This window comes from Streptomyces atratus, from assembly GCF_040655115.1.
Taxonomy (GTDB): domain Bacteria; phylum Actinomycetota; class Actinomycetes; order Streptomycetales; family Streptomycetaceae; genus Streptomyces; species Streptomyces atratus_D.
In genome coordinates this window covers 14,369-28,264 of sequence record NZ_JBFAJH010000073.1, presented here as the reverse complement: position 1 = coordinate 28,264, position 13,896 = coordinate 14,369, and the positions used below count along the sequence as shown (strand labels likewise).

Below are 13,896 nucleotides of genomic sequence, written 5' to 3'. Positions count from 1 at the left end.
AGTGAACGTGCTGTGGGCCCTGATACGTGACGGAAGGTGTTTCCAACATGAACTCCCTGCCACATCCGCAGCTTGACAACGTCATTAGGAGGTGAGCACTCCGGAGGCCAGCAGGCCGAAGAGCAGTGTGCCCACGATGATTCGGTAGATCACGAAGGCGTTGAAGGAGTGGCGGGCAACGAACTTCAGCAGCCACGCGATCGAGGCGTACGCGACCACGAACGAGACGGCCGTGCCTACAACGAGTGGTGCGGCGCCGACCCCGGCGCCGACAGCGTCCTTCAGCTCGTACAACCCCGCGCCGGTGAGGGCGGGAATGCCGAGGAAGAAGGAGAGCCGGGTGGCCGCGACGCGGTCCAGGTCGAGGATGAGCGCGGTGGACATCGTGGCGCCGGAGCGCGAGAAACCCGGGAAGAGCAGGGCAAGGATCTGCGAACTGCCCACCATCATCGTGTCCTTGAATGAGGTGTCGTCCTCTCCGCGCTTGTGCCGGCCCATCTGATCGGCCGCCCACATCACACCGCTGCCAACGATCAGCGAGGCCGCCACCACCCAGAGCGAACCGAGCGGGCCCTCGACGAGGGGTTTGGCCGCAAGGCCGACGACGACGATCGGAACGGTCGCGTAGATGACCCACCAGGCGAACTTGTAGTCGTGGTGGTAGCGCTCCTCGCGATCGCGCAGTCCGCGGCCCCAGGCGGAGACGATCCGCACGATGTCCTTGAAGAAGTACACGAGCACGGCGGCGATCGCGCCGACCTGGATGACGGCGGTGAAGCCGACCACGGACGTATCGTCAACGGGGATACCCATGATCCCCTCGGTGATCTTGAGGTGGCCGGTGGAGGAGATGGGCAGGAATTCCGTGACTCCCTCGACGATTCCGAGGACGACGGCCTGGCCGACGCTGATAGCACTCATCGGGGTCCATATCTGCGGTGGGTGGGGCGGTGAAGTGACGTTGCGGGGTGGTGCGCGAGTGGTCCGTGAGGGGCGCTGTGTCATTCAGCGTGGTGCGGTTCGTCCCGTGGACGCCGTGGATCGGGAAGGGTGTTCAGTGGGTGAGCTCCTGCGTTTCCTGGCTCACGGGTGCGTGTGCGCTGCGAAGACCGCGCGTCGGCAGGGCTGGTCGGGACAGTGTATTTCCGCTTTTACCGTTGCGACAGGAAGGTTCGGAGTCGCTGGCTCAATGCTGCGGCATCATGACGAAAGAGGCGTTGCTTGGCGGCCGTCGCTCGCTCACGGGAGCCCGGTGCACGCCATCCTGCCCGCCACTTCTGCACACGCCTGCGCGGGGCGCGGCTTCGATGCGGCCAGCATGGGACTGCTGCCGCCGGCATTCGACCTTCCGGCGTAGGTGGCGAGCAGTTCGTTCGGTCCTGATCTGATCGAGACATTGCGAGTGCCTTCGGCCTGCGTTCGCACTTCGGCCCAGACCGCGGCACACGAGGGGCTGTAGCGAAGTCGTACGGTATATGCGGCGTCGGCGACGGTACTCTCGGTCCGTGCGTCCTTTTCGCAACCTGAGCGGTTTGCGTAATGCCCCTCGCAGGTCTCTCCTCGGCAGGAGGTATCCGCCTCCTGCCGAGGACGGGCGGTCGCCGGGGTGAGGATCTCCTCAGCAAAGGCCGCGTGCACCGAAATAGCGCCTAAGGCGGCCAGCACGATGGTCATTTTCTTCGCTCGCGGGATCCGGCCGATGGGAGCCGTCGCCTGGATCACGGGGGGCGACTGCGGTTCGGCTCGATTCGGTTCGGTTCGATTCGGTTCGGTTTGCTTGGGTTCGGTCTCGGCTTGGAACGCCGTGTCCCACAGGGTGAGGAGACGGGTCAGGTCCGCCCCTGCGAGTGGGCCGATCGCCTCGATCGCCGTACGCGGCGGAAATTGGTCACCATTGAGATATCGGTGCCAAGAGGATTTGCTGTGAGCCGTGCGTGCGGCCAGTCCTTCCAGGCTCAGCCCGGTCTGCTGTTTGATGATGCGCAACTGACTCACCAGAAGGCGGAAGTCCGGGCTGAGTGAGTCGGGCAGCGGCTGCCAACGGGCCATCCCTATTGTCTCCCTGTCCGTCTTCGGGACCTCGCCGTGAGGTTCCCGCGATTGCCAGGACTGCCGGCTCGTCCCGGGCACGGGAATGCGTACCCCTATAGAGCGACCAGCAATACACGGCGCGCCGGAAACCGGGCGATGGGGTGACCCATGAGCCGTTTACGACGTCATCAGACAATCGCTTTGTAGTAGAGGGAGAAGCCGCGGCCTCCCGATGGCCCCTGAGTGAAGCCCATACACAGCCAAGGGCCACCTTCGCGGAGTACGGCCAGCCCCTCGGGCTCACGCGGATACAGTCCGGGAGCCGTACGGTCGAGCGACTGCTGCTCGACTCGGCCGGTTCGCCAATCGATACCGAACAGACAGGTGTTGCCGGCAGAGGACCGAGGATTTTCCGGACCGTAGCCGGTGCCGAACATCTGATACGCGTGGTCGCCGTGCAGGGTCATACCCTGGAAGGGCAGGCCCAGGCCGGTGCCGGGCTGCGGGAAGTCGGCGAGCGGGCGGAAATCGTGTGCTGCGAACCGCTGGAAGTCGTGTACCGCGAAGCGTGGCACGCCGCGCACCTTGTACCGCAGCAACAGTCTGCGGTTGGCCTGGTCCAGGGCCACGTGGTTACTAGTCGAGCCAGGAACGGGCCGGTAGGTGGCAAGATCGCCACTGCTGCGGGTCAATACGCGGCCGTCCACGAACCGGAAGCGGCAGATGCCGCGGCCGTAGCCGGAGGCGGGATTGGCGTCCCACTCCGTCCACAGCATGCCGGAGCCGCGCTGAGACGCCTCGACGCCGAGTGCGCCACCGTGGCCAAAGCCCTTGAGATACATGTAGCCGGTAAGCACACCCGACATCGTGAGTCGGTTGAGGCACAGATCACCGCGTGCGGCGCGCTCCGCACGCCCGTAGATGCGTTTCTCACCCGGCAGTTGAGTGCCGCCCTGCATGACCTGGAGCGCGTAGACATGACCTCGCCGCTCGTCGAACGCGAACGACTGCAGCACGGTGACGTGGTGCAGTCGACCGTTACGGATCCAGGGTTTGCCCGCCGCGGCAAGGGAAGCGCGTTCGGTCAAGGCCGGACTGGCCGGTCTCTCACTTTGCTGCGCCCAGGCCGACGAGGCCGGCACAGTGGCCCCCAGAACTGCCGCGGTGCCGAGCCCGAGCAGAGTTCTGCGACTCGGTGCGCCTTGAGTGGAAGGTGTCATGGGATGCTCCTTGCTTCCAGGGTGTGTGCCGGAAGTCCCGCCGTCCGCCCGAAGGGCGGGCCCGGCGGCGTCCGGTGCGTGCGATAGCAAGGCGGAGAGTCGTCCTCGTACCGGACGTACGTGGACGACCCCGACAACGCAGCGAGCGTGCGTGCCAGGCGTCGCGGGGCAGGCGGGACTTCCGACACACGCCCTGGCCCGGGGGCGGGCCCGCCCCGCAGAGCCTGCGAGGCGGGCCGGCTTATGCGCTCAGCACCAGGGAACGGCGCCGAGGTTGCGGACGAAGCGGGCGGAGACGTACGCCTTCCGGTCCGCGAGCTTGTACCAGCGGTTGTTGCCCAGGACGTTGGTTCCCTGCTTCTTGCAGGCGAGGATCACCAGGCTGCCGGGACGCGATGCGCCGATGACCCGGTAGCGGGTGCCTGGGCCCGAGCGCACATTGAGGTACATGCGGCGCGTCACCACACGACTCTTCACGTGGGCATGGCATGCCGAGGGTCGGTCCGGATGCGTCGTGTTCCGGTGGCTGGGGGTTGTGGTCCCGAGAGACGTGGAGTGCTGGGCGGGCGCCGATACCCGCGGGCACGTCGTGGGCCGGCCGGCGGCCGAGGGGATAGCGTCGGCCGCCACGGCCACGGTGGGGAGGAATGCGAGCGTTGCCACAGCGGCCACGAGGCCGCGCTGCACCATGCGTCGAATCACGGATTCTCCTACGCGTTGCGTTCCGGGTTCTGCCGGACCGGCCCCGGGAGCGGGGCCGTCCGCGATGGAGCGTTTCCTGCGCTGAGTGCAAAGATGCCGTCCCTGTTGATCCTGGGAGGAAGAGGGACGTCCCGCGGGTCCGGTGGAACGGCGCATCTCACCGGCACTGGCCGCCCACCTGCGCGATCTTCGGCGGCGACCGCATCAGCCGCTCAAGCTCCCGGTTGAGGGGAATTCCCCTCCCGGGATGGAAGAGCGACCGGGGAGGGTGATCGTGCCGCCGGCGATCGGCGGGGTCGGGGTTGAGGTTGTCCAGGACCTGTTGGCCCCGCCGGCCGCCGGCCAACTCCGTTGCCGCTTCCTCACCCCGTCGAGCAGCCGGCTCCGCTGGGCCTGCGACGCCGCCAGACCAGCACCGGTCAGAGCGAGCGCGGTCGCCCCGTCGAGCACCGCCCGGTCGGCTCCCGGGCTCTTGCCGTACGCGATGAACTCGGGAGTGTGCTGCTTGGCACCGTCTGTGTCATAGCCGATCGTGGGGTGGATCGTGGAGATCAGCTGCGAGACGTTGCCCATGTCCGTCGACGCCATCGTCTCGCCGTGCCGTGACATCACCGTACGGCCCAGTCCGCCGAGTGCCCTGACGTAGGCCTCCGTCAAGTCAGGGTCCTGACGCGGATCGGCGACGTCCCTTCCGTGCGAGCACAGTTCGAGCTCGGCGCCGGTGGCGAGCGCCCCGGCCTCGAAGCAGGCGCGCACCCGCTGCCACGCCTCGGCGAGTTGCTCGACGATCAGCGCTCTGACCTCGCAGCGCGCGCGGGTGCGGGCCGGTATGACCTTCACGGCCTGGCCGCCATCGGTGACGATGCCATGCACGACCACACCGGACGGCAGTTGCTGGCGGAGCAGTCCGACGGCGGTGTGGGCGACGGTCATCGCGTCGATCGCGTTCGCCTCGCGTGGGCTGCGATGGCGCAGCGCGAGCGCCATGCCGACAAGGGCCGCGCAGGCGCACGCGCCCCAGCCCCACAGGTAGCCGGACTCGGCGATGTGCGTGGTGCCGCGAACAGGCGTGGGCCGCGAAGAACGCGCCGATCACGGCGGCGCCGATGGCCGCGCCGAGGGAGAGGACACGTTCGTTGAGGCCGACGGCGAGAGCGGTCTCCTGTTCCTCGACGACCTCCGCCGACAGGGTCCGGGTGATCGACTCGAAGAGTCCGGTCGCGAGCCCCACGACGAGGGCGCAGGCCACATACTGGGCGAGAGTGTCGTGGAAGACGGCCATCCCCAGGAAGCCGAGCGCGATGAGGCCGCCGCCCGAGGTGAGCACGGCGCGGTCGCCGAGCCGCCGGGCGAGGCGCGGGGTCAGGCCCTGGCGGAAGCCCCTGCCGTCGGTGAAGCGCTCCGAACGTGCGCTTCACCCTGGGAGTGCTGTCTGCGTTCCGGCTGTGGATCTTCCAGTCTCCAGATCTCTGCCCTGCCTTTGCCAAGCGCCTGTGACGGACGTGGTGTGGGGCGCGCGAAAACCTGTACGAGCAGAGCGCCCGGTGGCACCAGAATGGCCGGCATGCCCATCGAGCCCCGAGACCCCCGCGCAGCCGTCGACCACCTCTACGCCGTCCTCGACCCGCTCGCGTACCCCGCCCGGATGCGCGCACTCGCCACGTGGACGAGGAGCCTGGTTCGAAACGGCGACAGCCGCGACGCGGGTCGGCTCCGGTCACTGCTCGACGAGTTGGACACGCGCGGGCTGCATGGACGCAGGCTCGCCGTCCTCGCCGCAGCCATCGGAGGGGACGTCGCTTTCCTGGAGGCCCGGCTCGCGGACCCCGACGGCACTGTCCGCGGTCATGCGCTGAAGTCCTCGCTCCGGCTGCCCATCAGCGACACCGCCCTCGAACGGGCGGTGGACGACGCCCCGGCGGCCGTGCGCCGGCAGCTGGCCACCGCCGTCGTCGCCGGCGGGCGCACCGCCCTGGCCGAGCGGCTGATCCTGTCCGTAAAGAAGTTGTGGGGCGACGAGGCCGCACAGCTGCTGCCCGGGTGCGGACCCGAGGCCGTGGAACGGCTGCTGCCAGGGCTCTTCCGGGCCGTGACCCGCTGGCACGCTCTCGGCCGCCGCTACCCGGACCTGGTACTCGACGAGGTCGCGCGCCAGCTCGCCGAACTGCCCGAGCAGTCACGCGCGCCCTGGTGGTACCGCAACGCGGACGTCTTCGCGGCAACTGTCGAAGCCCGCCCGCTGCGCGTCCTGGACCTGTTGGAGCTGCACTGCCCGGCTCAGCTTCCCGGACCCGTACGCGCCGGCCTGGGCGTCCTGCTCAAGGCCGCGCCGGGACGGACGATCCGTCTGATCACGGCACCGGAACGCCTCGTCGGTCCCCTTCGCGGCTTGGTGTCCCGTACGGCCCTGAGCCGTGTCGCCCAACTGGAGCCGCCGGAGTTGACTGACCTCGGCCGGGCCTGGAGCCATTCCCCGGAGTCCCTCGCGCTGCTGCTCCGCGCGCTGCCGCCGTCCCGGCGCGACGCCTTCTACGATGCCGCGACCGCCGGCCAGGACCTCAGCCGCAGCAGCCTGGCCGGCAGCCTCCTCGACGTACTGCCCCGCCACCGCGCGCAGGCCGAGGCGCGGCGGATGGCCACGCAGGCCGCCGAACGTGGCGCGCCCTGGGACACCGTGCTGGCCGCCGTCGCCTACCTGCCGACCGCCGAGGCCCGGCCGCGGCTGCTCGCCGCCACCCGCCGACCGGCTGCGGAGGACCGAGCGTTGGCGTACCCTCTGCTGGTCCGCAACGCTGCCAGGTCCGGCGAGGCCACCGCCGTCGCCGAACTGCTCGTCGACCTGCAACGGCTCCGCAACGAGCAGGAGCCGGTGCGGTCAGCCGCGCTCGCCGCCCTCGCCCGGACCTCGCCAGGGCTGTTCACCGGCGCGGACGCCACCTTGCTCGACCGCATCACGACCGATGCCATCGAGGCGCGCGACAGCTCCGGACGAACCTGGCAGGCCCTCTCCTCGCTGGCGCTCACGCTGCTGCGAGAACACGCTGCGAGCGGCGAACGCCCCCTGGTGGAGTGGGCGTTGGCCACCCTGCAGCGGCTCTCCGGGCACACCGGCGGCGCCAACCTGGGCCGCCTCGACACCTCCCTGCGCCGTGGACAGGAGTTCCAGGTCTTCGAGGCCCTCCGGCCATGGCTGGAAGCAGGCGCGGACAAGGTCGACCACTCACTGACCTTCGCCGTGGCCCGCGCCCTCGGCCGCCGCGCCCACCACATGCGCGAACTGCAGGAACTCCTCTGGCAGGCCATCCAGTTCGGAGACAACGCGACCATGAGTCAGGCCGTGGACCTGTGGCTCGACAAACCCTCTACCCGAGACGAACGGGCCGTTCAGGTGCTGGAACTCGAACCGTCGGCTGCCGTACTGGACCCGGTACTACGAGTTCTGACGCACCGCCGCACGGACCTCCTGCACACCGTTCTCGCTGACAAGCCGCCGTACGGTCGATTCCTGACGCCGGGCGCCCGCTGGCTGCCGCCCATCGACGGCATCGGCACCTGGCTGCCCCGTCAGCAGGCCGCCGCCGCCCGCTTGCTGACCAGGGTGGCGGGCGACGCCTCGCTGCCCAAGCACGTGCGGGCCGGACACATACGCGTCGCGGTCACCATCCCCGAACTGGGCTTCCCTATCGCCCGCCGGTATCTCGACTCCCCCGACACGGTCCTCGCCGAGGCCGCCCTGGGGGCGCTGGTGTGGACGGACCGTCCCGCCGAAGCACTGCCACTCCTGCTCGCCCACGCCGCGGACGACAAGGCGAGGGTCGCGCTCTACGCGGCCGCCCGGGCGGCCAGGTTCGTCGCCCCGTCCCAGCTGGAGGCGGTTCTACGCGCCGCGCTGCTCCCCGCCGACGACGGCGCGCTCGCCCCGGCGGCCAAGGTCACCAGCCGCAAGGAGCTCGTCCGGCTGGCCGCCTCCCGGTTGCCCGTCGGCACCGCCGCCGCGATTCTCGCCGAGGCATTCGACCTGCCCGGGCAGCACCGCGACGTTCAGGCGGCCTGTGTGCCCGTTGCCGCCGAACTGCTGCGTTCGCCCGCGGCCTGGCGCCTGCTGAAACGTGCCGCCGACGGCCTGCCGGTCAGCCAGGCCGCAGTCCTGCGCACCCAGCCGTACGAGCTCCAGGCAGAGGACCGACCCCACTACGCGCGGCTGGTGGGGCAGGTGTCGTGCAGCAGCGACGTGGAGACCGCTGGTGCTGCCATGGGCCTGCTCGCGCGCTGGTCGCCGTGGTACCCCGAGGCCGAGCGGCTGCTGCTGGAGGCCACCGTCGACCTGGACAACCGCTCGTCCTGGCGCGCGGCAGCGGACGGACTGGTGGCGCTGACCGCTTCGACCGACGGCGCGGGCCCGCTGCTGGAGGCGCTGGGGCAGCTCATCAGGGCCGAGGCAACAGCCCCCACACGCCACCTGGACGCGGAGGGCGAACGGGACCGCCCCGCCCGGCAGCGGATCGGCCACCTGGTCGCGCGACTCGCGACCGTGGTCACAACGGGAGCGTCGAAGGGACCGCGAGCAGCGGCCCTGCGCGCATCCGAACTCCTCAGCGCGGCAACCGACTTCCTGCCGGAGAGCACCCATCTGTTCGCCAAGGCCCTCGACCTCGACGCGGAACCGGCGCAGCTGCTCGCCGCACTGGAACGTCTGGAGGCCCTCCATACCAACCGCCCCGTCCTGGCCGCCCGCACTGCAGATACCCTCCGCAACCGGCTCAACGCCGCCCGTCGCCCAGGAGACCCGCTCGTGCTGCTGTGCGCGACCGAGCGGCTCACGGCGAACGCCGGCTGCGCCGGCGGGCTGCTTGCCGTCGCGCTCACCCAGGCGCTGGGTGCCCGCACCGGCTGGACACTGGACTGGCGCACCCACCTCCGCACCCTCCGACGCCACCCCCACCCCGACGTACGGGAGGCAGCCCTGGCGCTGACCACGGCAGCCGAGTAGCACCAGGAAACATCGGAGCAGACCGCGGCGGCTGGCAGGGTCCACCGGCCGGGGACCGGCCGTCCCCTGGCGTCTGCACAGTGTGGATCAACGGTCCGGCGTCGCAGCTCGCTCACCGGACCGTGGTCCTGGAAACAGGACCCGTCTGCTGGGCCGCTCCCCCTCTGCAAGGGTGTGGGGCAAGCGCCGGTGGTCACGCTCGTTGGCTTCGGTCACCTCTTCCGACAGCGGACGTCGACGGGTTGTAGTGGCAGTCCGCGAGCGACGAGGCCGTGGTTCGTCGTGAGTTTTGACCGCCTGGTCACTCAGATCAAGGGCCCCGCGGCATTCCTGAAGCGACTACTGTTTGTAAGCACTTTTTTTGTGTTCTGGCGCACTTTCCGTGAAGCGTGCACCGTGGGTGACGGTTGGAGGCCATCCTGGCCGTCGGGAAGTTGCCTGAAAATCATCAGTGGAGATCTTGGATGGGCTCAGAGTTCGGGTCCGTGGGGGAGACGGTGCTCCGGCTGGAGGAGCTGCTGTTCCCGTCGATCGCCGATATCGCGGTGCTGTCGGTCGACGTGAACGATGAGGCGGTAGGCATCGAGGCCCGGTGCACGATAGCCGGGTCCAACTGCGCTGGGTGCAGAGGCTGGTCGGAGCGGGTTCACAGCTCCTATGAGGTTCCCCTCGTAGCACGGAGTCCGTGACAGCAGGGGATGTTGGTTGTCATGGCGGAGAAGCGCCGAGTGCTCACGGCGGAGTTTCGTGAGGGGGCGGTACGCATCATGGCGGAGACCGGGACGCCGTCATCGCTGGCCTCACCTTGCCCTGGAGTTCGGGCGTGGTCGAAGGACACGTCAACCGGATCAAGATCCTCAAACGCCAGCGTGTCCTGCTCTACACGTAGGGCAACGCTTGCGAGCCTGCCGCAGGTGCTGGCAGACGATCCTCAGGTCGCTATGTGTCGGGTGAGCTCGCGTGACTTCTGCTGCAATGCGGCTGTCCACTCCTTTGCATGGGGATCCGAAGCCATCTTGAGATAGCCGCTCTCGGCGCGCTTGGCCGCCTGCCAGTTCACCTCGATGTTCGCTTTCTCAGCCAAGGCCAGCACCGTGGCAACGAACCCTTCGGACAGGGTGGCCATGACGGCGTGCCTGGTTTTGCTATGCCAGGCGAGCAGGGCGTCGACGAACTCTGCGAATACGATGGGGTCGATCTGACACTCGTCAGCTTCCATGGGGCCGATGCCGGATGGCAGACCCACTTCGGCTTGATAGACGGTGACCTGGCTCATGAACAGCCGGGACGCCCCGTTGCACGGGTTCCACAGGGTTTGGTCGCCCAAGTCGTAGTACTGGCTCACGTCAGCCTCTCACTGCTGGTCACAGGGGGTCGACATTACGGTCAGTCAGCCCTGCACGGAAAGTGAGCCAGAGCCTCTTTTGGGTCTGGCGCAAGTTCCGTGACCCGGTTGTTGACCGTGACGTCAGTGGCATGTGTTGAGATGACGGGACTCTGTTCGCCGACTTGCTGGGAGATCATCTCGATGCCCGGTACGTACCCCTCCTTGACGCGAGCTCTGGCCGAGGCTCTGGTCGATGTCCTCTGGTTCGTTGAAGGCTATGAAGACGAGCAAATGGATCCAGACGACGCCGTCAAGGTCCTGGAGGGCGTCGCTCACGTCGTGAGCAAGATGTCGCATGAGCAGCAGGACGACTTCCTCGGCCTGCTCGCCACCATGGCCCGCGAGGAGTCTGATCCGTCGCGGCGAGCGTTTCTGGAGGAGTTTCCGGACGGCTTCGGACTGGTGGAGGACGCGGTCTGACCGCACCCTCAGGAGAGAAGGACCCGCTTGCGCAGCAGGCCGAAGCCGGCGCGGCCGAGCATCTGCCGCTTGAGCATCTTGATCCGGTTGACTGCCCCTTCGACCGGGCCTGAGTTCCAGTGGGTGGTCAGTCCGGCGGTCACGGCGTCGTAGTCGCTGTTCAGGCCAGTGGCGAAGCTACTGATGCCGGGGAGGTTCGCGGCGGCAGCTTGGTTGATCCGGGCGGGCAGGTCGGTGCCGGAGAGCGTGGTGAGCATCTCGCCGAAGGAGCTGACCAGGTCGGCTGCAGTGACGAGTTCAGGGCAGTGGGCCAGCACGGCCTTGCGGAGAAGCTTGTCATCCTCGGGGAGGGTTCCGGGGTGCCGCGTAAGCAGGCCGGTGACCTGCCGGACTGACGGAGTCGGTGAGGGTGGAGGCGCCTTCTCGTAGGCCGGGAGGGCACGGCGGATCCAGTCGCGGACGAGGGAGTAGTGCCCGCGCCAGCCGTGTTCGGTGATCTCACGGTGGAGGTCGAGGATGGTCACTTGGCCTCGTTCCTCCGTCCAGCGGTGTTCCAGGTAGGGCTTGAACGGGTCGAGTTTGGTGCGGCGGGGTGGTTTCCGGCCCTTGACCATGTCCTGCCAGCGGGCGGCTCGGGCGTATCGCTGGACGGTGTGTCGGCCCCAGCCCAGGTGCTGAGCGACTCCCCGCAGGCTCATACCCTGGGCGAGGGTCCTCCATCCGGATCGAATCTCCTCGATCCTCTCGACATCGACCGTGCCTCGTCTCAGGCGCTGGAGTTCACGGCGAAGTCGACGTCGGCGGTGTTGACCGTGCCTGCGGTCCGGCCGGGAGCCGTGTGGTACCGCCAGTACAGGTTCGTGTGGGCAATGACCATGTCGGGCGTCGGCGCTCCGTACTGCGACAAGTCCTCCGTGGTGTGGGCGTCGCCGACCAGCGTCGCATCGTAGCCGCGGGTGATCGCGCCATGGAGCGTCGAGCGTATGCACTCGTCGGTCTGCGCGCCCGCGACAAAGAGCCGGCCGATGCTGCGCGCGGCGAACACCGACTCCAGGTCGGTCTCTTCGAAGGAGTCGGCATACGCCTTCTGCACCAGGGGCTCGGAATCGCGCCGCACGAGCTCGGGGACGTACTGCCAGCTCTCGCTGTCCCGAGGCAGATCGTCGCCATTGTGCTGAACCCACACAACGTCGATGTCGGCGGCGCGCGCCTTGTCAACCAGAGTACCGATGTTGGCAACGACGTTGTCCCGCGCGTACGCCTCCCTCACGATGCCGTTCTGCACGTCGATGACGAGCAGGGCGGTGTTCGGCCGGTTGACAAGCGTGCTCAAGGCGCCTCCTGATTCATGAGGATCGAAGTCTCCACAATGCTATGCCAGTTCGGGCTTGCAGCGGCCACCATCAAACTTCCCTGCGTTCTCCCCGAGAGGAGGGCAGACGGGTGAGCGGGGCGTTGAGCGCCCGCACGCCGCGGGCGTGCTGAAGTACGCGGACGGGATCGAGCAACAGGACATCGGGCCGCCTGAGCAGTTGCGCGGCGAGCCCGAGGGAGACGGCTTGGCCTCCGCTGAGGGTGTGCAGGTGCCGGGTGAAGGGGATGCCCCCGAGGCCCCGCCGGTCTGGCGGCATCCCCTGCCAGGGGACATCCGGGCCTGGCGGCAGCAGGTTGCAGGCGCTCCTACGCGAAACCGGGCGACAGTGGCCAGGGCCGGTCAGAGCGTACGAGCGAGGAGGTCCAGAAGCGCCGTCCAGTGGCGTTCGGCTGCATCGGGGTTGTAGGCGGCGGTGTCGGCTTGGGTGTAACCGTGGTGCGTGCCTGGGTAAACCTCGCCGTGGTGGCGGACGCCTGCTGCCGTGAGTGCCTTCTCGAGACGGTCGATCTGCTCGGGGGGCATTGCCTGGTCCTGATCGGCGTGCCCGAAGTACACCTCGGCGGTGATGCGGTCGGCGAGTACGTGCGGGCTGTCGGGGGTATCGGGGGCAAGATGCCCGCCGTGGAACCCGGCGATGGCGGCAACGCGGTCCGGATAGGTGCCGGCGGTACGCAGGGCCAGGGCTGCACCCATGCAGTAGCCGGTGATGCCGACCGGGCCGTCAGTGACCTGTGGGCAGGCGGCCAACCAGCGCAGGTACGCGTCGGCGTCACGCATCGCCGGCTCAGGAGTGAGCGACCGCACGAGGGGGACGATGCGCTGGAAGAGTTCGGGGCGCTGGGCGGGGTCGATGAAGTCGGGAAGCTCCACCACCGGGGCGCGGCCATGGCGGTAGAAGACGTTGGGGACCAGCACGGTGTACCCGGCCCCGGCAAGGCGGTCAGCCATCTTCTTCAGGTGCGGGCGCAACCCGAAGGCGTCCATGTAGAGCAGGACCGCGGCATGGCGGCCACCGTCGTCAGGATGGGCGAGGTACGCGTCGGCCACGCCATCCGGGGTGGGAATGTTCACCGCTGTTCCGTGCACGCCAGTCATCGGTTTTCCTCTTCCTTCCGTCTCGATTTCGGCAGGGGTGATCCTGCGGTTTGGGCACGCCTCGATGTCCGTCTCAGTCGACCAGGCCAATGATCGCATCGTGAACGGATGGGAGCGGGCCGCAAGTCGTCGACGCGCGGGGCGGTGAAGCGTCCGCCTCAGCAGGTTGAATCACGAGACGAAGGTGGATCTGCAACCCTCGGACGGTCCTGGAGCAAAACCGTACGGACCGACCACTCCGTGTCCCTGTGTCCGGTGGCGATCCGGACCGCGTCGGTCAGCACCGTCGGGATACCCAGGCGGTCGCCGAGAGCGAGCGTGTGGGCGGCGAGCCGTGCCCCAAGCCCTGCAGCCTCCACCACAGGACCTCCATGCGCAGGTCGTCCCGCGCACCTCCCGCCACGGGACCAGGAGCTGCCCGGCGTTGTCCGGTCACCCGGACGACAGCACCCGCGCGTGCTCGGAGGCCGGGCCGAACAGAATCGTCAGACCGTGCTGCCGCGACACCGGCCACACAGCGGCCGGCGGCCCGCAGGCCCGGACAACGACAAAGCCGGCCGCGCGACGCAGTACCTGACGACGCGGCTGCCGGCGCCGGTAGGACCGGCCAGGCCCGGGGGGTCCGGGCGAAGCCAGTGGGCCTCCGTGGTCCAGCCCAGGAAGCGGCATCCCCCAC

The 13,896-nt window shown here is 68.6% G+C and carries 12 protein-coding genes and 1 pseudogene; 3 read left to right on the top strand and 10 right to left on the bottom strand.

The window, feature by feature from the left end:
• Positions 1 to 84 precede the first annotated feature (84 nt).
• From AB0I23_RS38170 to AB0I23_RS38145, 6 genes and pseudogenes are all read right to left on the bottom strand, one after another.
• Positions 85 to 921: an undecaprenyl-diphosphate phosphatase gene (locus AB0I23_RS38170; protein ID WP_359117142.1), complete on the bottom strand. Its 837-nt coding sequence runs from the start codon at positions 919 to 921 to the stop codon at positions 85 to 87.
• Positions 922 to 1,239: 318 nt separating this feature from the next.
• A complete protein-coding gene (locus AB0I23_RS38165) occupies positions 1,240 to 2,049 on the bottom strand; it encodes a helix-turn-helix domain-containing protein (protein ID WP_359117139.1) in 810 nt (269 codons plus the stop codon).
• A gap of 170 nt (positions 2,050 to 2,219) precedes the next feature.
• Entirely contained in the window at positions 2,220 to 3,119 is a 900-nt protein-coding gene (locus tag AB0I23_RS38160) for a phage baseplate protein (protein ID WP_359117137.1), read from the bottom strand.
• A gap of 381 nt (positions 3,120 to 3,500) precedes the next feature.
• Positions 3,501 to 3,713 carry an SH3 domain-containing protein gene (locus AB0I23_RS38155; RefSeq protein WP_359117135.1) on the bottom strand — a complete coding sequence of 71 codons (213 nt, stop codon included), beginning with the start codon at positions 3,711 to 3,713 and terminating at the stop codon, positions 3,501 to 3,503.
• A gap of 444 nt (positions 3,714 to 4,157) precedes the next feature.
• Positions 4,158 to 4,940, bottom strand: coding sequence for a hypothetical protein (locus AB0I23_RS38150; RefSeq protein WP_359117146.1), 783 nt, complete (start codon positions 4,938 to 4,940; stop codon positions 4,158 to 4,160).
• Between the two features lie 151 nt (positions 4,941 to 5,091).
• A pseudogene (locus AB0I23_RS38145) lies at positions 5,092 to 5,280 on the bottom strand (MFS transporter); the annotation flags it as partial.
• Between the two features lie 237 nt (positions 5,281 to 5,517).
• Here AB0I23_RS38145 and AB0I23_RS38140 point away from each other — a divergent pair.
• Together AB0I23_RS38140 and AB0I23_RS38135 are read left to right on the top strand one after the other, a co-directional pair.
• A complete protein-coding gene (locus AB0I23_RS38140) occupies positions 5,518 to 8,943 on the top strand; it encodes a hypothetical protein (protein ID WP_359117133.1) in 3,426 nt (1,141 codons plus the stop codon).
• 464 nt (positions 8,944 to 9,407) lie between these two features.
• Positions 9,408 to 9,632 carry a hypothetical protein gene (locus tag AB0I23_RS38135; protein WP_359117130.1) on the top strand — a complete coding sequence of 75 codons (225 nt, stop codon included), beginning with the start codon at positions 9,408 to 9,410 and terminating at the stop codon, positions 9,630 to 9,632.
• Positions 9,633 to 9,874: 242 nt separating this feature from the next.
• Here AB0I23_RS38135 and AB0I23_RS38130 read toward each other — a convergent pair whose 3' ends face one another.
• The gene (locus tag AB0I23_RS38130; RefSeq protein ID WP_359117128.1) at positions 9,875 to 10,288 is read right to left on the bottom strand and encodes a DUF6086 family protein; all 414 of its coding nucleotides are present in this window, start codon (positions 10,286 to 10,288) and stop codon (positions 9,875 to 9,877) included.
• A gap of 204 nt (positions 10,289 to 10,492) precedes the next feature.
• Here AB0I23_RS38130 and AB0I23_RS38125 point away from each other — a divergent pair, with 204 nt between their 5' ends.
• Positions 10,493 to 10,750 carry a hypothetical protein gene (locus AB0I23_RS38125; RefSeq protein ID WP_436847060.1) on the top strand — a complete coding sequence of 86 codons (258 nt, stop codon included), beginning with the start codon at positions 10,493 to 10,495 and terminating at the stop codon, positions 10,748 to 10,750.
• A gap of 8 nt (positions 10,751 to 10,758) precedes the next feature.
• Here AB0I23_RS38125 and AB0I23_RS38120 read toward each other — a convergent pair whose 3' ends face one another.
• The 3 genes from AB0I23_RS38120 to AB0I23_RS38110 form a co-directional block, all read right to left on the bottom strand.
• On the bottom strand, positions 10,759 to 11,448 hold the full coding sequence (locus tag AB0I23_RS38120; protein WP_359117122.1) for a transposase: 690 nt from the start codon (positions 11,446 to 11,448) through the stop codon (positions 10,759 to 10,761).
• 68 nt (positions 11,449 to 11,516) lie between these two features.
• Positions 11,517 to 12,083 carry an isochorismatase family protein gene (locus AB0I23_RS38115; RefSeq protein WP_359117120.1) on the bottom strand — a complete coding sequence of 189 codons (567 nt, stop codon included), beginning with the start codon at positions 12,081 to 12,083 and terminating at the stop codon, positions 11,517 to 11,519.
• Between the two features lie 381 nt (positions 12,084 to 12,464).
• Entirely contained in the window at positions 12,465 to 13,220 is a 756-nt protein-coding gene (locus AB0I23_RS38110) for a dienelactone hydrolase family protein (protein ID WP_359117117.1), read from the bottom strand.
• Positions 13,221 to 13,896: the final 676 nt, after the last annotated feature.

Coding starts and splice junctions, on each gene's coding strand:
- AB0I23_RS38170 (WP_359117142.1), bottom strand. CDS start 921: ATGAGTGCTATCAGCGTCGGCCAGGCCGTCGTCCTCGGAATCGTCGAG.
- AB0I23_RS38165 (WP_359117139.1), bottom strand. CDS start 2,049: ATGGCCCGTTGGCAGCCGCTGCCCGACTCACTCAGCCCGGACTTCCGC.
- AB0I23_RS38150 (WP_359117146.1), bottom strand. CDS start 4,940: ATGGCGCTCGCGCTGCGCCATCGCAGCCCACGCGAGGCGAACGCGATC.
- AB0I23_RS38140 (WP_359117133.1), top strand. CDS start 5,518: ATGCCCATCGAGCCCCGAGACCCCCGCGCAGCCGTCGACCACCTCTAC.
- AB0I23_RS38135 (WP_359117130.1), top strand. CDS start 9,408: ATGGGCTCAGAGTTCGGGTCCGTGGGGGAGACGGTGCTCCGGCTGGAG.
- AB0I23_RS38120 (WP_359117122.1), bottom strand. CDS start 11,448: ATGAGCCTGCGGGGAGTCGCTCAGCACCTGGGCTGGGGCCGACACACC.
- AB0I23_RS38110 (WP_359117117.1), bottom strand. CDS start 13,220: ATGACTGGCGTGCACGGAACAGCGGTGAACATTCCCACCCCGGATGGC.